Consider the following 19,668-nt stretch of genomic DNA (forward strand, 5'->3'; position numbering starts at 1 on the left):
CTGTACACGTCACCAGGAGACTGATCCATGGTTATCCATTTCAAAGTAGACGGACACCTGGCTTGTGGTCACAAAGGCAACAACCTTGCCTCGAGCCAGGAACTCAATCGCGTCAAATGCCGCAGCTGCCGCAACACCGAAGCCTACAAAAATGCGCGCAAAACCCAGCGCAATGCTGCTCGGCGCGCAGCGAGCCACACACAGGCTGATCACGGTGCATCGAACTGGCGCTCGGAATGGATCGCACGCTTGACCGCTCTGGCGGGTCCGCAACGCCTGCCACGGGGCTTTTTCGGGCAAGCGTTTGTGTAACCGCTTGATATCTTGGTTTTCGTCCATCACTCAGCGCGAATTGCCACGAGTTCACCGCTCGAAACCATCAATGCCCTGGCCTTATCGTCAGGGCATTTTATTGAAAACACCGTCTCGAGCAGCCCTTCACCCTGAGTCAAACTTGCAAATAGCCAACGCGCCCTCATAACCAGATCCGTATCCACAGTCACCGAGAGGCAAAAAGATCATGACCGGAAAGACCGAAACCGCGATTCTCGCCGGAGGCTGCTTCTGGGGCATGCAGGACCTGCTGCGACGCTATCCCGGCGTGCTGCAGACGCGAGTCGGCTACAGCGGTGGCGATGTGCCGAACGCCACCTATCGCAACCACGGCAACCATGCCGAGGCCATCGAAATCGTCTTCGACCCTGCCGTGATCAGCTACCGGCAAATCCTTGAGTTCTTCTTCCAGATCCACGATCCCAGCACACCCAACCGACAAGGCAACGATCTCGGCCCCAGTTATCGCTCGGCGATTTACTACCTTAACGAACAGCAGCGCGACATTGCTGAAGACACCGCGGCCGATGTCGATGCATCCGGGCTGTGGCCGGGGCGCGTGGTCACTGAAATCGAACCGGCGGGCCCCTTCTGGGAAGCGGAACCCGAGCACCAGGACTATCTGGAGCGGATACCGAATGGTTACACCTGCCATTTCATCCGCCCGAACTGGAAGCTGCCGAAACGCAGCTGAAAACACACCTGCGTAATCACTTCACGCACGGCGCTGGCCTCAGCTGAGGCCGGCGCTTGCGCACCTCTGGAATTGATCATTTTGGTGAGCCCTCCGTAGCACAGTTCAAGCGCCCGAGGATGAACATACGTTCATCGCAAGCATGGCTCTAAGCGTCTAGCCTGCGGGTTCCAACATAGTGCCTACAGGAGTACCCCACCATGTTCTCGCACGAAAGCATCCCGCTGATTGCCATTTTCACCATCATGCTGCTGTGCGTACTGGCTGCGTTTTTGCACCCGGTACATGCATTCTTCAGCTGGCTGCGCAGGCGCAAGGAACGATTAAACGCCCAGGCTGCAAAAGAGGTTGATTCGCGCTGAATGTATTCCCTAAACCGGCCCGGGCATGCCTGGGCTTGTTGTTTTCTGACTGACCAGCAGATACAAAAAAGCCCAGCACGGGGCTGGGCCTGATTGTTCGTCAACGTTAAAACATGCAGGCTTTTCGGCCACAAGAGTAGAACTCAAGTGACTTACGCAAGAGCCCTTTCGTGCTCGCTTTCATGCACGTAAACCCATGAAATTCCGGATGGCGAGGTCTGGTCGAGGCGCATAAGCGCCGAATCGACTTTCTTCTTGGTGATGCCGTCCTTGACAAGGTCGAAAACGGCCAGGAAGCAGTCCCCTGGAAGCGCTGTGATCGAGAGGTTAGTGATGTGCGATTCAGGGCTTCCAGCACGCTTGCCGTACAAACCCCAAAGTCGCTCCCAATAATCCGCTCGACTCATGATCTGTCCATCAGTGAGTACCACACGAAAGTCATTCGCCAACGCGTCGTACAGGGGTTTGATGGCCCCTTCCGACCGGGAAGACATACCGCGCGACCACGGAAAGAAGAGATTGTACCAACGGTACACCTCGGCTTCGACGAGAGCGGTTTTATCGGTTGCTGCGTGCACTTGATTGATTGCCATCGGTGTTCTCCTTAACACGTCAAAAATGGCGGGTTTGGCGTGACAGACTGGGGGTCTGAATGCCCATCGCCTGAACGATGCACCGCGCCTTGATCAAGATCCATCCTGATATCAACGCCATCGGGTCAAGCTCAAATGTTCACTCAATAACTTTTGATATCTTCGACCAAGCCACAAACGTAGACGCTCGCAGGATTGATTGCATCAAGAAGTGACAAACGGTCTTTGCAAACAGGAAGAAGAGGACATGGAAGAATTGACGACGAGCCATTTAAAAATGGTGCCCTGAAAACAAACAAGGGTCTGCATCAGCTTTCGCCCGCAAACCCTTGATTTAAGATGGTGCCCGAAGCCGGAACCTAATTTGAAGCCTCAAGCCCATTGTTTTCAGCTACTTATGGAAAACCACAAAAATCAATGTGCTAACCACTGTACTTTTTGTGATGCGCTGGCCCTCAGTTCGGTGCGGCACAGTGGCTATCGTACAGGTCATTGTGTGCCGCGATCTGCACCTTTGTCTCCCGGGTCATCACCTTGCGCTCTGTCGCAGTGGTGGTGATGGGCTTCACCCAAGTGCACGCGGTATCAACCAGGACGGTCGTGCTTTTGCAGCCGATCATCAACATCATCGTCAGTGCCAGCATTGATTTCAGTTTCAACACGGGTGCGCTCCATGGCGGACTCGGCCGCCGCTTTGTTCTGAATGGATGCTTGCTCGACCTTCGCGGCCTCGGCGCCTTCCTTGCGCCCGGCAGCCTTGCCAGAGGCCCGGCCTGCCACACCACCTACCAGCAGCAGGACGAAGCCGACAATCAACGAGATGATGGCTGTAAGGCTCATTGGAATTTGCCCTCGCGCATTGCATACACCAGTCGCCGCGCTCGATCGCCTACCTGCTTGAACCACATTGAGCTTTCCATTTCGTCAGCAGCGCGGGCGTAGTTGAAGGCGTTGAGTGCAGCCAGGAACTTACGGAAGCCGCCCAGCCGCGTCATACCCAGGTTGAACGCCATGTTCACCACCACTTCCTGACGCACCTCGTCGAGTTTGTCGAAGTTGGGCAGCAGCGCGCGGGCTGTGCCCAGGGCTTCGTCGATATCGTTGGAGAGCATCAGGTCGATTTCATCATCACGCAGGCCGCGATCCTCGATGTTGCGCCCCACGCCTACCGTCCACTTGCCCACCGTGTCACGGTAGATCCGACGCTTGCGCCCCTCATCGACGCCGAGCTGCTTACTGAGCCTTGTCCGATTCATCGGTCACCCCCGATACAGAGTTCTGTTTGATGTTCACGGCCACGACGATGACAAACCCCAACACCCCGGCGATCAGCTTGTACTGAGGCAGCGGGATCAGCTCTTGCAGGTTGGGCAGCGCCTCACGGGCCACAGTCAGCACCGGCAGCGATAACGCCAGCCAGGTGCTGTATTTCTTCCACCACTTACGCCACGTAGACACCGGCTTCATGACCCCAACCCCTTGGAAATGATCGGCCAGATCTTGTCGAACATGACCATGATTGCTGCTGCAGCACCGAGGCCGTAGGTGATCTTGGTCCCCATACGGCCTATGGCTTTGTTGATGTTCTCGATCCCCGTTTCCAGATCATCGAGCTTGTCCGACTGGTGTTCGAATTGCTGCTCCAGCTTCGTCAGGCGCTCCGGTGAGTTTTCGTGCCGGCGATCCCACGTATCCAGCCGATGCCGCACCACCTTCATGTCCTGCTCAAGTGCGCCGATCCGGTCGCCTTGATTTCTTCCGCCCTCGGGGCGCCGCTCTAAATTGTTCAATTGGTCACCCTTCCAGGCTGTTGATGTTGTTGGTAGTGGATCAATTCGGGAGTGGCCAAGAGACAGAAGAGAAATCCACATACACGGCAGTCGGCGTAGAACGCTGCGTGTAAATGGATCCGTCCTGGTCAAAGCGCATCAGGACTTGCAGCGTCCACGCACCGTTTGTCACGCCGGCAGGCAGCCAGATAAAGCGCTGATTCGGCGGCCCGTACGTCGCAGGCAATTGAATGACTTTGGTGCCGAAGGGCGGAACCTCGGGGCCTGGAGTGTTCGACACGCCGGCGGGCATGTTCAGCGCGTTACCCATGTAGAAGGTGTCGCCGCTAATGCCGAATGCAGGCTTTACGAGGTTTCCGTAAGTGGCCTGCTGAGCGGTGGGAACCCAAGAAGCCTTGATAGTGCGGTAAGCAATGTCCTTGCGGATGCGGGCGTATATGTAGCCAATCAAGGCCTTAGCCCATGCCATCCCCTTTAGCTCACCGCCCCAGTTCGACTGGTGCACGTTGTCCTGCACGACAGGGTTCAAGTCTGGATTGGCAAGGTTGCTCGGCAGGATTGCGCCCATGTCCTGAATCGGCAGCATCACGGCCTGCACGTTGAGCTCTGCCAGCTTGCGCAGCAGTTGGAGCCGGTACGGTGCGCCACGGTCAGCGTTAGCGGAACCCTGCCCCGTCTGGCCATATGGCGCAGCCGATGCCTGGTCGTAGAACATCGCAGGAAGGCCGATCAGTGGAATGATGTTGAACGTCGCGCAGCGGTTGATGATGTCAACGATCGCTGTAATGAAGTCGGCTGGCGTGGATGCGCCGCCGATATCGTTGATGCCTACGTCAACCAGCATGTAATCGAAGCCGCCAAGGGCTTGGTAGTCGGTAGCGTTGATGATGTCGCGCTGTTGCAAGGCGGTCTGCCCGGCGATCGCTTGGTTGCGGATCAGCTTGAACTGGATGCCGCCGACACCCGACGCTGTGCGCCGCATGTGGTTGACCATTGAAAACGGGTTGACCTTGTCCGATGTCGAGTCGCCGGCAATCACGACTTTCAACGGACGCATGCCGAAGGTTCGGTTATTACGAATCCTCGAAGGGTAAGAGATGTAGGCCGGGTTCGTGTTGCTCACCTGCCCGGCGCCCCAGCCGGCGCGCAGGATGTCTGACGTCAGGTTCTGTTCGTCCATCCGTGCAACTTCGACGTGGTTGAGCAGCACCGAAAAAGACCGAACGCCATGCACCTTGATACCCACATTGGCCATGGCGAGGTTGTAGGCCGGAGCGTCCGCAAACGGAGAGCCGATGTTCGTTGACTGAATCGAGAACCCTTCAAGGAACACATAGCGGGTGATAACCCCGCCGGTGGTGGAGTCCTGCGAGAAGATGACCCACCCACCCTCAGTTTCAACGTAGGCGCACACCTTGCCAAAGTTACTCGGCAGGGTGATCTGGGCGTGAACCTCCTGACCTGGGCGAATCGCCACGGAGCCGACGGTAAAGCCGGTGCCGGAGATGCTTCCGAAGCTGGCGAAGTTGCCATCCGTGGACGCGGTTGTGTCAGCCAGGGCGCCGGTCGAGAAGTTCACAGTCTTGAACTGCATGGTGTTGGAGGCGGATGTGATGATCCGCTCGACGATAGGCGCCTCACCATCCGCCGAAGACAGGGTGTACGGCTTGCCCGCAACATCACCGTAAGGCGTTGCGCTGAGGTAGTACGTGTAACCGAGGGTCGCGCGGTAGATCGATACGGAGCGCGTGGTGCGCAGGCCTGGACCAATCAGGTGCGTGTTCGTGCCGACGTGCCAGAACGAGACGTCCGGGTCGGTGTCGAGCACGTACTTGGACATGTCGGCGGAACCCACCGAACCGTTGATGTAGTAAATGCCGGTGCCGCCGACCGTCCTCGGTGCCCGGATGCGGCAACCGTTGGGGAAGTCGGCGACGATGTTGGCAATTGCCGCCGCGCAGTTGGTGCCAGTGGTGCCGTTCCAGTCATCCTTAGCCCCGTACATTTGCAGGGACACGGTTTGCAAGTTGACTGCGTGCTGGGAGATACCGACCGCGTTGGGTGTTGCCTGACGTACGCCAATTTTGTAGTCACCGTTGAACGGGTCAATGGTGTCCTGCAGCAGGATGGCCAGCTCGTTTGCCGAACCGCTTGCCGGCGCAACGACAATCGGATTGCCCACGGAGTCGAAGCCCATCATCTGATTGATGCGAGCGCTTGCTGGTGGGAGCGGTGGAACGCCTTCCGGCTCCAACAGGCTGACCGTGATGGCGCGGCCCGAATCGCGTCGGATGCCCTTGAGCGCCAACCACAGACGGTCAAAGTCACGGTTCAGTGTTGGCGACAGCAGATCGCCGTTGTCCTGATAATCGACAAGGCGCTGGAAACTGATCTTGGATTGAAACAACAGATCGCCAATCGGCGCAATGCTGAACGTGGCGGAAGCGTTGACGCCGCCCACATTGGCCAGGACGAAGCCGGCAGTCAGCACGTACCCGTTGAGGGTCACCACAAGGTCAGAGGCGCTGAGCAACAGGAACGGAATGGCGAAGGTAAGTGACGTCCCGTTTGCGGCGTACCGCTTGAAATCTGGACCTTCTTGAACTGACATACTGCGCCCCTTGGTGGTGGCGGGCTCAGTATTCAACCTGCACTTCGTGCACGCCCGCGTCTGGGCGCCAATCGTCACGCTGCACCTCTGTCGGTTTCCCGACTATTCGACCGATACGCACTGGCGTGGCGGTGATTGCGCCGGCGCCGGAGTCGATAAAGTCATCGTCTTGATTGGTCAGTGCCGGGTTGAAGTCGCGCATCTGGTCCCAAATCGTGCGCAGTACGTCAACGTGCGCCCACAGGAAGTGGGCCGACAGCGGCGACTCAAAAGCGTCGAGGATCCGTTTCTGCTTGTTCGCGCTGGAGTATTCCTCCCCTACCCCACACCCTGTGCCTTTCAGCGCCTGCTTGAGAATAGTTGGTGCGAACCCGCCTGGTCCGTTGGTCTCAATGATCACGCGCGGAATCTGATGCTTGATTACCAGTTCGCGGATCTGATGAACCTGGCCGCCGATGATCCGGTCTCTACTGTCGAACTCGGCGATTTGCCCGGTAAGCCCTACGGCCAAGTGCCAATAGAGCTGGCCTCGCGCATCAGTGAGGATCAGTGAGAATGCGGAAACGTCAGATTTGATCTTCCCCAGCGAGCAGTCCCAATAGGCCACCGCGCCGACAATCTGTGTTGACCCCAAGAACATGGCGGCCGCGTTGTTGGCGTACCGCATAGTGGGCTGCACGTCATACGGAATGATGCGCTCAGGGTCCAAGCGAACCTCCGTGACAGGCTTCGAGTGGAGTTGGTACTGCGAATCCCATTCGTTGATGGTGCGGGTTTTCTTGCGTCGCTTCTCCAGCTCGATCAGGTCGAATCGCTCCACCCAAGCAATGCCGGCGTAACAGTCAATCAGAGTTCCAGGCGGGGAAAGGAAAGCGATACCGGTCTTTGTAAGCTGATAATCCTTGCCAAGCACCATGGCGCGAGCGTGCTTTCCGATCCCAGAAAATACGAACTCAGGCACAAACGGTACGTCGTAGGCGATCAGTTTGGCGTCGTCGATTCGATGTTCTTTGGCGAACATGCGGATGGTCAGGCAGTCAGCGCCCAAGGCTTCCTGCTCGTCGTAAAGGCTGTCATGGGTGTGCGGCGTACCAACGAACAGCAGGCGCGCGCCTGGCACCATGATGTGAATCTGTTCGCCAAGCCTGTAGCGAAGCTTCTCCCGTGCCTCGGGCGTGGCGATATTCTTGGGCACCTCAACGTCATCGTTCTGGCATTCGTCAGCACGCGAACTGGTGATGTTCGACATGATCCCTGATGCCTGCATGGACGGGTTTCGTTCATCCACAGCACCAGGAACCCACCAAAAAGCGGTGTCGCCCTTCATTTTCCTATGGGCTTCCAGTGTAAGTGGATGGCGCATAAGAATCGCCTTGCTGTCGCGACTGGTCTTGTACGCGGTCGGGTCCGTGTCCCCTTGGTGCAGAATTCGATAAGTTGGGTCTAGATAAAAACGCCAAGCGTTGTACAGCGCCAGGATTGTCGACTTGCCAAAGCCACGGAAACAGCGAAGCACCGCATGGTCGCCGCGATGCTCAAGCCAGTGGCAGGCCCGGATATGGATGTCCGGGACTTCCCATTTCATGCGTTTTGCCCATATCAGGAAGAACGCCAGAAAGGATATGTACTTAGTGGACATGCACGCCCGCCTGTGCGCGCTCCAGTAGTGCGGTGGCTTCTCGCTCGGCCTTGGCTTGCATGGTATCCAAGTCCTCGTCAGTGGTTCCGGCCGGCAACGTTCCTCCCTGAACATGACCAGTGATGCTCATCACCTTGACCAAAAGAGTCATGGTGGCGGCGGCGTTTTTTTTGCACCAGTGCCTATCGCCTCGCTCGTCGCGCGTCAGATCGGCCAAGGTCTTACCGGTCCCCGGCCAGTTTTCTGGATTCGCCTCATCAAGGACGACATCCGCCAGCCCTTCGGAAAGTTTCTTTAGCCGCTCAATTTGATCCGCTCGCATTTACTTCACTCCTACAGCGGCGCCAAGATTCGGGGCGCGATCTGGTGTGGTGTCGCCCGGCTCCCACCAGTACGACTGTTTAAATTCCTTGCGGGCGCGCTGCTTCATCCGGCGCAGGTAACCGGGCGAGAAGTAATCCTGCAGTTGGTTGAATATCAGGTGATCAGTCGCGGCGCGGGTGTACCAGAGGTTCGCCGCTGGCGTGTGCGACTTGGCGAAGCGCACGAGATTGCCCCCGACCTGACTTCCCTTGCCGTCGGCAGCACTCCCTTTCAGCTTCGACAAGGCTTCGATATCGCCAGCAATCGGGCCGCCGATGGCCCCGATGAACGACTGGCCACCCTGGGACGTGTCGGAAAACAGGAAGTCCCCGTAAAGACCAAGCGCGCCGCCCTTGAGGAAAGAGGCGATACCGAACCGTAAGCCGGGCACACCGAGCTTTTCGTCATCGGTGATGTCCTTGGGATCCCTGCCGGCTGCGATTTCACCAAGCTGAATGGCCATGCCACCCAGTACGGTGGTCGACGCGACCAGCGTGCCGATGTAACCGGCCTTGCCCCATCCTTCCTGTGCCATGCCGCGCCGGATGTGGCGCATCATCATGGCGATCGAGAAGCTTTTGAACTGCCAGAACGACCGCTGCAACTCACCCTTCCAGGTGCCGCGCTCAACGCCGCCGTGCATGAGCGCCTTCTCGCGCGCGCCCGGCTCAATGATTGCCATGTTGGTTTCATCCAGCACGGTGCCCAGCAGCTTGGTAGCGGCCTGATCCTTCAGCCGCTGCGGGGTTGTGCTGAGTTGTTGAGCCAGCGTCACCAGATCAGCGTTAGGAATGCGGTAGATGCTGTTCGCCGTCAGCACTGTGTCACCAACGCCGCGCCAGTCCTCTGGCTGCGCCAGGCGCCACACGGACCAGTCAGTCTCTGTAACGCCCTGACCGAGCAGGCGCTTGCTGTCAGCAGGATCCAGCGCCGCAATGGTTGGGTGACGGCGGGACATATCGCCGATGGTGTCCATCATCGTGGCGCCGAACGCGCGCTGGGTGCCGGCGGTCAGTGCGTTCAAGCCTGATGCCTGCATGACCTTGCTGGCGGCGGTCTGCGAGAACTTCGAGACGCGTCCGGATATCTGCTCAGTGGTACCCAGACCATCAGCGCCCCACCGGTTCAGACTGCCGATCAACTGATTCAGGCCGAGACCTGCGCGCTGTGCTGCCCGACGATCGCCAGCACTGGCCGGGTTGAGCATACGAATCTCGTTGGCGAACACCTTCATCACTGGCATGCCGTTCATTGCGGCGGTCAGCCCCAGCGTGCCCTGGTCAGTGATGGACGTCAGAACAGCAGAACCCAAGCGGCTGGCGACATTGAGCGCCCGGTAGGTGTCGAAGCCATTGGCAAGCGCGGGGGACGCCGGCGGCTCGCGGGTACCGGCAACCTCTTCGTAAAGGTGTTCGATCTTGCGGCGCTGCTTCGAGGTCTTTTCAGACTTCTTGGGGTCGGCCATATCCGTCACCTTCTGGCCTTCGTCGAGGAAGTAGCGCAACTGGTTGTTCGGGTTCGGCCCGAGGTTTTCCACAAGCGAGATATCCCGGGCCGCCCGGTCGATGTGTCCGATCAGCAGCTCCAGCAAGTTGCGCTCGCCGTAGGCCTTCTGGGCAGCGATGAACGACTCGGCATCCTTGTAGTGGATCTGGCGCGACTCACTCCCACGGTTAGCGCGCATGCCATTGCCGGCGACGTTGCCGGGTTCCAGCTTGTTGACGCCGCCGGTGGCCAGCGTCTGCCATGCGTGGCTGAGGAAGTCGGTCAGCTCGGCATCGTTCATTGGCGAGCCGTCTTCCTTCATGTACTTGGCACGGTTCGCCCACTGGATGTGATCGCCAACCCACTTGGCCTGGTCCTTCGCGACTCTGACCTGCGAGTGGTCGCGCGGCATGGCCCAATCATCCAGAAAACCAACGTCGCCACCGGCGCGGTTGAAGCGCTGACGCAGTTGTTCGGTAACGTCCTTGAACTGCTTGGCCGCGACCTTTGCCTCCGGCACGCCCGAGTCTTCGCCGTGCAGCTCGCGCACCAGCGCCAGATTGCCGGCCTCGTCCTGAAACAGCCCCATGAACTTGCCTTTCGTGACATCGATGACGTCCAGCATCCGGCTGAGCGAATCATCACGAATGGCGCGGGTAGCCGACTCAATCGACAGGATCCCGCTCTTACCGTCGCTGGAGAACGCCAACAGCCTGTCGAGGCCTTCAAGTGGCTGATCAGGGAAGCGCTTCATGTAACTGTCGATGCGGTCGTGAGCCATGATCGTCAGGGCCACACGCTTTTTCTTGAGCTGCTGCTCGTCTACCAGTTCCTTAGCGGCCTTGGTTGCGGCTTCGTTGAGCCGGTCAACGGCAGTTTTGGATTGCCAAGCGGGGTCGGTCTGGGCGAGCTGGCGCATGTTGCGGCGCAACCTGTCCTCGATGCCTTGGATTTCTGGTTGCGTGAGGGATCGGCCGATGGCCTGGGTGACGGCTTGAATGCATTCGGCGCGCATGGCCTGCCTCCTGTGGGAATGGAGGCAAGCCTATGGGTGGGCAGTAGACGGTTTCCCGACTATTTATTACTCGGTAATGGCCGCAGGCTCAGTCCGCCCGAACAAAGGCTGTGTAAATGTTCCACGGGCTCGCTTAGAAACGAGCAGGTACACCATGAAAATCAGATTCCAAGCGAAGCCTCCACCAACACCCTGCGGCCCAAAAGCCACCAAAAGAACGAACAAGCCCGCGATCGAGTGGAGTACGAAAAACCATCTGTAGATCTTCTTCCTTGTCCAGAAAAAATAGGCATTTGGGATAGCCAGCACTAGCAAAATCGCACCAACAATCGGCGCATGTATAGCCAAGTAGCCAGCCACTAAAAAGTTGGTCACCGTCCACAAGGCCGGAAACCATAACCATCCGCCTATCTCGTTGTATTGCTGAATTGGCTTTTTATCTTTTGCCATCGGACTCTCCTTGAATGCTGGCCACCTGGAATCGGCGCTGCTGTTTTATCCGTCTCCGCGTTGCAAAAAGCAAGCGGCGGCAGCAGCGAAGCCCTTGGATTCCTCCTGAGCGCGGGCGATATCGGCATCAGCCTGCGCGAGCATTTCCCGCGCAGACACGGTGATCGGATTGCCGTCGGCGTCCATCGCACCGGTGGACAGTCGCATGTCTTCCATGCGGCTCAGGATTTCGTCGGCCACCTGGATCTCTGGGTCTGATGCAGGTTTGCCCGCTGGCGATTCAGTTTCCGGGCTTTCTGATGCAGGTTTCGCGGGTTCCGATCCGCTTTTGCTGAGTTTTGATGCATCGGCCGGCGTCGACGTTTCCGGTTTTCCAACATTTTTTGAGGCGGGAATATCAAGCGGCTTGGCCTGCAACGTCGGCTCTGCGCGTTCGATATCGTCAAGGATGCGGCGGATTTCCTGCTGTGCCGTCTGGGCCATGGTCAACTTGGTGTTGGCTTCACTCACGCCGGCGGCGAGCGGCGTCTTGTCGAAGCCCTGCACGATGGCGTCGGCGCGCTGCTTGAGCCGCCCCTCAAAGCGGGCTGGCACCTCTCCACGATCAAGCGTGTTCAGGTCGGCACGGGCCAGCTCGGCAGAACGGTTGCCGGTCAGGCTGTCATTGAGCGCTGACTGGCGGTCAGTCAGGGCCAGGCGCTCAGCCGTGATCGATTCTCGGGCTGAACGCTCAGCCTGCTTGCGGCTTTGGCCCTGCTGCTGAAACTCTTTGGCCTTCGCTTTGAAAGTGTCATCCAGCGAGGCGAGGCTTTTGGCGACAGTAGACAGCTCGGCTTTCACGTCCTTCACGTTTGGCAGAATGCCGGCGGCTTCCTGCTCCAGCTCAGTGCGCAACGTAGGCTCCAGATCCTGTCGGGCGGTGGCCAGCGCAACATCGCGGCTTGGCGCCATCACCGGGGCGGCGTCCGCTTCACGCATGAACTCGGCCGAGTGGATGCTCTCAGGCAGCACCACCTTTTCACCTCGACTCAGTTGGGCGATGGCGGTACGGATTGCATCCTGGTGCGCAACAGCGGATTGAGGGTTGATCGCCGCACCTGGTGCAGTGTCGATATCGGCGTGCTGAAACGTGCGTTCGGACAGCGCGGCGTCGACCTGCGTAGTGGTCGGGCGGCGAAGGCCTGCGCGACCAATGCCGAAGAATGCCGCGCCGAGAATCGCATCAGTGGCAATAGCGGTGCTGTCGAGCGCCTGATACTGAGCCGCCTGCAAGTGGTAGCCGCCACTCTCCAGCAGAGCTGCCGTAGCACTGCGCCCCGCGATACCCAACCCTACGTTCGCTCCCACAGCAATTGCAGCGTCACCGAGCAAAGGCTTGACGAAGCGTGCAGCCGGCAGCACGGCACCGACGCCAATGGTCAGCGCGTCGATAGTGCCTTTGCCGTAGGCGGTCGCCTCGTCGATGCCCTCGGCCGTGGCCGACTGCTTGCCGGCGTAACCGGCAGGCGCGCCAGCAGCAACCGCCGCCCCCAAAGGGCCAGCAGTCACCGCGCCGACAACCGTGCGCGGGAGAACAGCAGCAGCCTCGCCGAGGATCTGCCCAACGATGCCCACCTCTGTAGGATCGGGGCGCAGCAGCTCAACAGCCTGAGCTGTGTCCTTGCCGATCTCATTGGCCCGGCGCTCGGTGTCGGTGGTGATCTGGTCTATCTGCTGCTCGGCGTCCTGACCATCCAGCACCATGCCGCTCAGCCCCAGACTCATCGCCTGATCAGCACCAGCCGCCTGCACCACCAGAGACTTGGCGGTGTTCACTGCTTCAATGCCACCGCGCACCAAGCCTTGGCCCAGTGCGTCATAGGCGCCAGTGAAAGCACCCGGCGCAGGCTTATCCTCAGTCCGCCCCAAGCGTTGATCCTGGCTCGCGGCTTCGCTCTCTTCGACCATCCCGTCTAGCCAGCTCATTTGATTTTCACCACCATCGGTTCTTTGGTCGTTGGGTCGATCTGCACACGACCCGCATTGAGTAGGTAGTAAGACCCCTCCTTGCCCGGTACCGGTGACAGCGGCATGTCTTCGAGCTGGCCAACCGGGAACTTGGTGCGCTCGGCAAGGCCTTGCAACTGGACATCGACGGCATCGTCGAAATCCCTGTCCGGCATGTTGTAGGGCTTGATGACCTTGGCCCCGCCGCGCTCGGTTACGCCGCCAGTCGCCATATCGAACGCCGCCTGCGCGGTCTTGCTGTCGAGGTCGTCACCATCCTCATATTGCAGGCCTTTGGCAGCGGCGGTGCCTGCATACAGGGACTTGAACGCCAGATAAGCCTGTTCGCGCTGCGGCGTACCAGGTGCAAGGGCAACGCCCGCATGTTCATCAAACGCCGTGCGGAAATAGGAATCCTTGGGCATGGGCGTCGACTTGTCCTTCAGTACCTTGTCCCCGGCCAGCAGGGTCTGGGGAACATTGGTGCCGTCCACGCCTTTGAGCTCGCGGAACTGAGCCATACCCGCCAATACAGTGATCGGTTGATCGGCGGCCAGCGGCTTGATGGCAGCGGCATAGTCGGAGCCCGAGGGTGATGCTGCAGCGATGGCGCCGAACAGTTGCAACTTGGTGCCGTCATCTGCCTGAGCGAGCACAGACGCCAGCATCTGCTGTTCTTCCGGCTTCCACGGACTACGCGCCACTTCTGGGCCGTATGCCTTGCGCACAGAGTTGACCACGTCGAAGCGATTGGCGATCTGCTCACCGAGCTTTACCTTGCCTTCCGGTGTGGTGATGCCCGAAACATCCAAAGGCTCAACATCGACGCCGGTGCGCATGGCGTTGAAGGTGAGCGGATTCTCTCGCAGCAACTTGATGTTGTTGTCGACAGCGGTTTGCAGGCGGCTGACGTTTGCCTGTTCGGTAACGCTGGCGCCGTTCTTGGCCATCTCGAAGCGCTTGCGCTCGATGTACTGCTGCTGAACCGCCAAAGGCTGCCGGAGCAGGCCCTGCACTTCGTTCATCTCACCGATGCGAGTGTTGTACTCGCCAGCCATGGACGTGCCTGACAGCGCAGATTTCCAGCGCTGCTGATCCGCCGGCGTAGGAGGAATGCCGGTAGCAGCCTGCCGATCCATCTGGGTGATCACGCGCTCGGCCTTCATCTCGCGCATCTCAGCCTGACGCTGCTGGTGTTCCTTTACCTGGAAGATCCGGCCGCTCACCGTGTTGAGCAACTGGTTTCGCTTCTCCGGATCCAGCTTCTGTGCGTAGAAGCCATCTGCTGCGGTGAGGTCGTGCTCGACCTTTTGCAGGCTGCCAAGGCTTTCCCGTGCCTCGATCACGCGCTGGGTTGCGTGGGTCGACCAGTTGTTGTCCTTGAATTCCTGCTTCTTGCTGGCCCACGTCTCGCCAAACGCCAGGCGCCCGGCAACGTCGATATCCTCTGCGTCCATACGGGCGTTGATCTGGCTGACGTCCGCACCGGGCATCCCAGCGTCTTTGCCGAGCATATCCATGCGTGACACCAGATCGGACTGAGCCGACTGGATACGACCTTTTGCCGAGGCCTCGCGCACACGATCAAGCCCGCCCAACTGCATACGCTTGAGCGAGTTGCCTATCTCGCCCTGCTGGGCCTCATCAAGCCCCGGTGTTTCCAGCGGCGGCAGCTTGGACACTGCCGTGTTGAACGCTTCCTCTGACTTGTCATAGCTGAGCTGGCCGGTGCGCATCTGCTCGTCGAGGTCAGTGGCGATGGTCTTGATCTGCGACTCACGATCGATCAGCGCGTTGCTGGCTTTCACCCGCGACAGCGCCTTGTCTTCCTTGTTGATCTGGTCGAGAACGCCAAGCGCCGTGTTCTGCACGGTGCCGGCGACCTCCTGTGCCGCGCGGTCCTGAGCGCGCGTATCGATCGGCATAACGCGGTTCTGCGCAACTTCCTGCTGCACACGGCCCTGTCCGAAGCTGCCAAGCGGAATCTGTGCCATCAGGCGTTACCCCCAACCTTCGGTGTCGTTGCATTCGCGCCAGCAGCCGAGGCCTTCCACGCCATACCTGCCTGAGCGCCGGCGGACAGCACCGTGCCGATCGATTGTGAATTGGCGTTTGAGCGTGCTTGCGAGCCGGCAAGGCTGTAGTTCGCTGCGTCGTTGTACAGGCGCGACTGCTGATTCTTGCCGTTGAAGATGGTCAGCGCGGCATCTTCCTCGGCGTTGCCGATGATTTCCTCGTTGATGTTGACGGCCGTGCCTTCGCCCACTTCAACGCCAGAGCCGGCAAGGGCGGCATTCGCCTCGCTGGCCTGGATGCGCGCAAGCTTGCGGATACGCTCCGCCTGGACCACCGCCGCGCTGGCAGCGGTGTCAGCATCATTCTTCGCCTGATCGCCCTGCGCCTCTGCGTTAAGGCTTGCCTGCTTGCCGGATTGCTGGGTGGTGTACACCGAATACACCGTAGCTGCGGCCAATGCGGCATAGGCCGCCATTCCTACTGCGCCAACTGCCATGATCAGATCTCCATCATCAAAAGCGGGCCAACTTTGCGCAGCCCCTGTGATTCATAAAGCCGGGTAGTGCTCTCGACGTTGACGCCGGTACCAATGCCCATGTGTATTTGCTTGGCGCCCTTGAGCTTTGCCCATTCTTTGAAGGTCTGAATCAGCCGCACTGCCAGCACCCCGTTGCGCTTGGATGGCTCAACGAACAGTGAGTAGTCGTAGGCAATGAGGTCATGGCTGAACCATTGATCAACCACGCCTCCAGCCATGCCGCCAACCACAACGCCGTTGACCTCGGCAACGAAGATCACGCCTTGTCCGTTGATCAGCTCATGAAAGAAGTCGCCGGTCTTATCCGGACAGAACGCCATCGTTGAGTAATCGCTGGTCGAGTGCAGCAGGATTGCCAGCTCAACAAGCCGGGGCACATCCGAATGTTTGGCAGGCCGGATCATGGGCACCTCAATCATTGACGGTTATTTTTTTAATGACGCAAAGCAGGTGGAACGGCAGCGGCTGGTCTTGCACGATCAGCAACTGGGCCTGTCCGCGATCCCACCCAAGGTTCTCCATGCGGTGGTCGCCCGTGAACAGTGGCGGCGGCTTGTCGAGGACGTTCACGCCCAAGTTGCGGAAAGCCACGGTCTGCCCGTTGATCTTGCAGCCGATGGTTTTGAGAAATCGCAGCGTGACTTCGCCGATGCGCATGCTGTTGCCCTGAGCACTGCCGGTCGCAGTACCAATTTCAGGCGTCAGCGTCTTGATGGTGGTCACGTAGTTCAGGCCGATCTGTACGTTGAAGGCTGGACGCGGCAGGCTGATCACTCCCTTGAGCACCTTCTGCTGCTGCATCACGACACCGTCAGCGACCACATCGACCGTCATACCTTCGAGGTGATCCAGACCGCCCCAGTCCGCTGCACCATTCGGATTGCTGGCAACGATTCCGCAATCCACCTGAACACCGCTCACAAATCGCTCCAGGTACTGCGCCGGCTTACCGGCAACAGTGCGGCGCACTACCGCCCACACTTCCTCACCTGTGGCGTTAGGGATAGACGCAACCGCCTGATACTTGCCGGCCGTGGTCTGACGCGCCCAGCCGACGACGTCCTGGTCACGGTCGATCGTGAGCGTTGCCAGCACACCGTCAGCACGCACCAGGTACAGGATGGATTCAGGTTCCTGCTGGTAGGCCATGTCCTTGATGCCCGTCTCGGTGATGTGCTCAGACAGCACCGACATATCCGGCGCGCCGTAGGCGTCGGAATCGAACTTGTACGCAAGGGCACGCAGCTTGCGGTTGGCCCGCTGCATGAAATACAGCTCGTTACCGATCCGGACGGGCTTGACGTTGTTGCAGCCGTACACCGACTGGTTTTTGACCTGAATGTTGGTTGGGGTGATGGGCTTCTCGACGCCGCCTGTGAGGCTGAACTCACCACCGTAGGTCAGCGCTATCAGAGCCTTGATCTGAGCCAAGTGAATGATGGGGTTGATCTGGTCGCTCGACACGGTGAACGACATCGCGTCGTCATCCTTGGTGCCCAGCTCGAAGTTCAGGTACTCACCGGTGCGCGACTCCCAGATGTTCTGGGGATAGCTCGGTGAGCCGGCAACCACAAGCCGCTGCTCATGCAGCGTGCCGGTACCGGGATATCCGTCAAGCAGGTTCCATACGGACGATTCAAGGCTCCACGCGTTTGCAGGTGACGCGACAACGGCGGTCAATGCAGACCTGATAACCCCGTTAACCACGGTCGAGCTGGAGTAGGAGGTTATCTCTACCAGCCCACCGTTGATTTTAACGAACTTGCCGACGTCCTCTGGCCGCCAGCCTGCAACCGTCAGCGTTAACGTCGTGCTTGCCCCTACAGGGTCTTTCACACTCGGCGTATTTATCGTTTGCGGCGAACCCTTCAGTGCCCACAGCGTCACGTTGTTCAAAGAGAACTCGGTAAGGACGTCCACGGTGACCACGTTGGCACTGGTGAAGGCGGTGATCTTCGCCACGCCGCCACCGGACCAGATCTCGCGCCCTACATCCGAGGCCATGAACACGGCAGCCGTTGCCGTGACGATGCGGCCACCGCCCACAGTCCGATCGTTGATGTTCATTGCCGAGTTAACGAATATTCCCTTCTCGTCGAAGGGCTGAGTCACGAACGGTGCCGGTGCTAGCGTCCACTCAAAGTCACTGTTGCGGCGCAGGCGGTAGATCGGCATGGCCTGGTTGAACAGGAACATGGTGTCAGCGCCCTGCACGTAATCGGTCGTGGCCAGCATTGCCGAGGTGTAAGGGCTTTGCAGCTCTACGCCGGTATACAGCCCGCTCGAGAAGTAGATACGCACGTAGTACTCACCGAACTCGCACATGTAGGCCTGGTTACGGTTGAAGATGTACGGAATCAACCGGACGTCCATGCCGGAATACTTTGTAGGCCCAACGTAGAGTGTCCCGTCGCGGCGAATAGCGCCGCCGTGAATCAGTGGCCAGGCGTTCTCTACCCGCTCAGCGCCGTTCTGGTACCGGGCGATATCGACACGGCCAAGCATGCGCGGGGACAGCTCGCCGGCGGTGAAGTTGGTCTGAATTGCAGTTACCCGAGGCATTAGCGGTAGGCTCCAAAGCGAGCAGCGAGCAAGCGCTCGTCGCCGAGGGTCTGCGGTGGATCCTCCTGACCATCAACGGCGCGGGCCACCTTCTTGGCCATCTCCAGTTCCTGGCGGATCGAATCACGCATAGCGGCCGATTGCGTCACCGGGTAAGCCAGAGCCGCCGCCATCGCAAGCGTTACCAGCTCAACCAGCGCTGCATCCCAGGTGCTTTCGATCTCGTTGCGGAAGATGTAGCGCAACTCCAGCACGGTGGCGTCTGCCTGGATGGTCTGGCCTTCCACCAGATAATCGATCTGCAAACCAGCCTCGCCGACCTCCAGCACGCGCAGGAAATCAGCCGGGAGCTGGAACTGCTGGCTGTAGCCAAAGGCCGGAGGGATTGCATCAGGGGACAGAACAATGCGCTTCACGGCGCAGTTCCAAGGGTGCAGGCGCAGCATGTGGTCGCGCGTGCTGGGATACAGGTTGGCGCACAGCTTGGCCCGATCCAGATTGAGCTGGTCGGCAAAGTCGTTGATGGTCTGTGAGCCGAGCATCAACAGCGCGTTGGAGCAGATCGACACACCGGTTGCCGTGGCCATCGTCAAAACCTCCAGATAAAAAGACCGGGGCACGCGGCCCCGGTTGAGTTGATTGCCATCCTTGGCGCCGCGAATCAGTTGCCGTCGACGTATTGCAGCTTGAGGCCGATAGTGCCCGCGCCAGTTGCGGCAGCGGTGAGGGTCACGGCCACGTCGTACTGCTTGCCAGGGTCAGAGGCCAGCCCGAGAGCCAGCCACAGCGGTTTCTCCACGTCAGCCAGACCGAAGCCGGCGCCGGCATCAGCAGCATCCGCTTCATGGGTCACGTCCTGGTTGACCAGTGCAGCGGTGAGTGCCTGAGCCGACGCAAAGAAATCAACGTCGACAGCGGCGCCGGCATTCACCGACGAAACGTCGTAGATGCCGATATCGCCAACGGCGGTGGTGATCGCATCGCAGGACAGCAGAACCCGGGAAATACGGTCACCGGAGTTGATGCGCACCAGGCGGTACACGGATGCAATGGAATCGGTTGCGGTTGCCTCGACAAAACCAAGGCGTTCGCGCAAACGACCGCCGTCGATCCGTTGCGGCACTGTCCTCATCCTCAACCGTTATTGGAATGATTGGGAAAAATCTCCCAGTATTCGTATCCGGCTCCAACGATGCCGGCATAGCTTCGTCGATGTATTCTTTGGCTGTTT

The 19,668-nt window shown here is 59.3% G+C and carries 20 protein-coding genes; 3 read left to right on the forward strand and 17 right to left on the reverse strand.

Annotated elements, in window-relative coordinates; translation table 11 throughout:
* Positions 1-27: 27 nt before the first annotated feature.
* From KVQ82_RS31610 to KVQ82_RS16390, 3 genes are all read left to right on the forward strand, one after another.
* On the forward strand, positions 28-312 hold the full coding sequence (locus KVQ82_RS31610) for a hypothetical protein (protein ID WP_260687675.1): 285 nt from the start codon (positions 28-30) through the stop codon (positions 310-312).
* Between the two features lie 208 nt (positions 313-520).
* Entirely contained in the window at positions 521-1,027 is a 507-nt protein-coding gene (gene msrA, locus KVQ82_RS16385; protein ID WP_041064515.1) for a peptide-methionine (S)-S-oxide reductase MsrA, read from the forward strand.
* A gap of 200 nt (positions 1,028-1,227) precedes the next feature.
* A complete protein-coding gene (locus KVQ82_RS16390) occupies positions 1,228-1,389 on the forward strand; it encodes a hypothetical protein (protein WP_174376922.1) in 162 nt (53 codons plus the stop codon).
* Positions 1,390-1,541: 152 nt separating this feature from the next.
* Here the strand turns inward: KVQ82_RS16390 and KVQ82_RS16395 are convergent, their stop codons facing one another.
* The 17 genes from KVQ82_RS16395 to KVQ82_RS16475 form a co-directional block, all read right to left on the reverse strand.
* Positions 1,542-1,982, reverse strand: a complete 441-nt coding sequence (locus KVQ82_RS16395; protein WP_222014494.1) for a hypothetical protein — start codon at positions 1,980-1,982, stop codon at positions 1,542-1,544.
* 585 nt (positions 1,983-2,567) lie between these two features.
* Positions 2,568-2,822, reverse strand: a complete 255-nt coding sequence (locus KVQ82_RS16400; protein ID WP_222014497.1) for a hypothetical protein — start codon at positions 2,820-2,822, stop codon at positions 2,568-2,570.
* A complete protein-coding gene (locus KVQ82_RS16405; protein WP_222014498.1) occupies positions 2,819-3,238 on the reverse strand; it encodes a glycoside hydrolase family protein in 420 nt (139 codons plus the stop codon). The genes KVQ82_RS16400 and KVQ82_RS16405 overlap by 4 nt, the downstream gene beginning before the upstream one ends.
* Positions 3,216-3,449, reverse strand: a complete 234-nt coding sequence (locus tag KVQ82_RS16410) for a hypothetical protein (RefSeq protein WP_222014500.1) — start codon at positions 3,447-3,449, stop codon at positions 3,216-3,218. Before KVQ82_RS16410 ends, KVQ82_RS16405 begins: the two co-directional genes overlap by 23 nt.
* The gene (locus KVQ82_RS16415) at positions 3,446-3,772 is read right to left on the reverse strand and encodes a hypothetical protein (RefSeq protein WP_222014502.1); all 327 of its coding nucleotides are present in this window, start codon (positions 3,770-3,772) and stop codon (positions 3,446-3,448) included. Before KVQ82_RS16415 ends, KVQ82_RS16410 begins: the two co-directional genes overlap by 4 nt.
* Positions 3,773-3,812: 40 nt before the next feature.
* A complete protein-coding gene (locus tag KVQ82_RS16420; RefSeq protein WP_222014504.1) occupies positions 3,813-6,383 on the reverse strand; it encodes a hypothetical protein in 2,571 nt (856 codons plus the stop codon).
* Positions 6,384-6,408: 25 nt separating this feature from the next.
* Complete coding sequence (gene terL, locus KVQ82_RS16425; RefSeq protein ID WP_222014511.1) at positions 6,409-8,022, reverse strand: phage terminase large subunit; 1,614 nt, start codon at positions 8,020-8,022, stop codon at positions 6,409-6,411.
* Positions 8,012-8,344 (reverse strand): hypothetical protein, encoded by a 333-nt coding sequence (locus tag KVQ82_RS16430; RefSeq protein WP_222014512.1) that lies wholly within the window; start codon positions 8,342-8,344, stop codon positions 8,012-8,014. The genes terL and KVQ82_RS16430 overlap by 11 nt, the downstream gene beginning before the upstream one ends.
* Entirely contained in the window at positions 8,345-10,885 is a 2,541-nt protein-coding gene (locus KVQ82_RS16435) for a hypothetical protein (protein WP_222014513.1), read from the reverse strand.
* Positions 10,886-10,951: 66 nt separating this feature from the next.
* Complete coding sequence (locus tag KVQ82_RS16440; RefSeq protein ID WP_222014514.1) at positions 10,952-11,335, reverse strand: hypothetical protein; 384 nt, start codon at positions 11,333-11,335, stop codon at positions 10,952-10,954.
* A gap of 45 nt (positions 11,336-11,380) precedes the next feature.
* The gene (locus KVQ82_RS16445; RefSeq protein WP_222014515.1) at positions 11,381-13,300 is read right to left on the reverse strand and encodes a hypothetical protein; all 1,920 of its coding nucleotides are present in this window, start codon (positions 13,298-13,300) and stop codon (positions 11,381-11,383) included.
* The gene (locus KVQ82_RS16450; protein ID WP_222014516.1) at positions 13,297-15,315 is read right to left on the reverse strand and encodes a hypothetical protein; all 2,019 of its coding nucleotides are present in this window, start codon (positions 15,313-15,315) and stop codon (positions 13,297-13,299) included. Before KVQ82_RS16450 ends, KVQ82_RS16445 begins: the two co-directional genes overlap by 4 nt.
* Positions 15,315-15,833 carry a hypothetical protein gene (locus KVQ82_RS16455; RefSeq protein WP_260687676.1) on the reverse strand — a complete coding sequence of 173 codons (519 nt, stop codon included), beginning with the start codon at positions 15,831-15,833 and terminating at the stop codon, positions 15,315-15,317. The genes KVQ82_RS16450 and KVQ82_RS16455 overlap by 1 nt, the downstream gene beginning before the upstream one ends.
* A gap of 2 nt (positions 15,834-15,835) precedes the next feature.
* A complete protein-coding gene (locus KVQ82_RS16460) occupies positions 15,836-16,279 on the reverse strand; it encodes a GNAT family N-acetyltransferase (protein ID WP_222014517.1) in 444 nt (147 codons plus the stop codon).
* A 7-nt stretch (positions 16,280-16,286) separates the two neighbouring features.
* Complete coding sequence (locus KVQ82_RS16465; protein ID WP_222014518.1) at positions 16,287-18,437, reverse strand: hypothetical protein; 2,151 nt, start codon at positions 18,435-18,437, stop codon at positions 16,287-16,289.
* Positions 18,437-19,024: a hypothetical protein gene (locus KVQ82_RS16470; protein WP_260687677.1), complete on the reverse strand. Its 588-nt coding sequence runs from the start codon at positions 19,022-19,024 to the stop codon at positions 18,437-18,439. Before KVQ82_RS16470 ends, KVQ82_RS16465 begins: the two co-directional genes overlap by 1 nt.
* Before the next feature lie 74 nt (positions 19,025-19,098).
* Entirely contained in the window at positions 19,099-19,560 is a 462-nt protein-coding gene (locus KVQ82_RS16475) for a hypothetical protein (protein ID WP_222014530.1), read from the reverse strand.
* Positions 19,561-19,668 lie beyond the last annotated feature (108 nt).

This window comes from Pseudomonas sp. AO-1, assembly GCF_019775695.1.
GTDB lineage: Bacteria > Pseudomonadota > Gammaproteobacteria > Pseudomonadales > Pseudomonadaceae > Aquipseudomonas > Aquipseudomonas parakoreensis.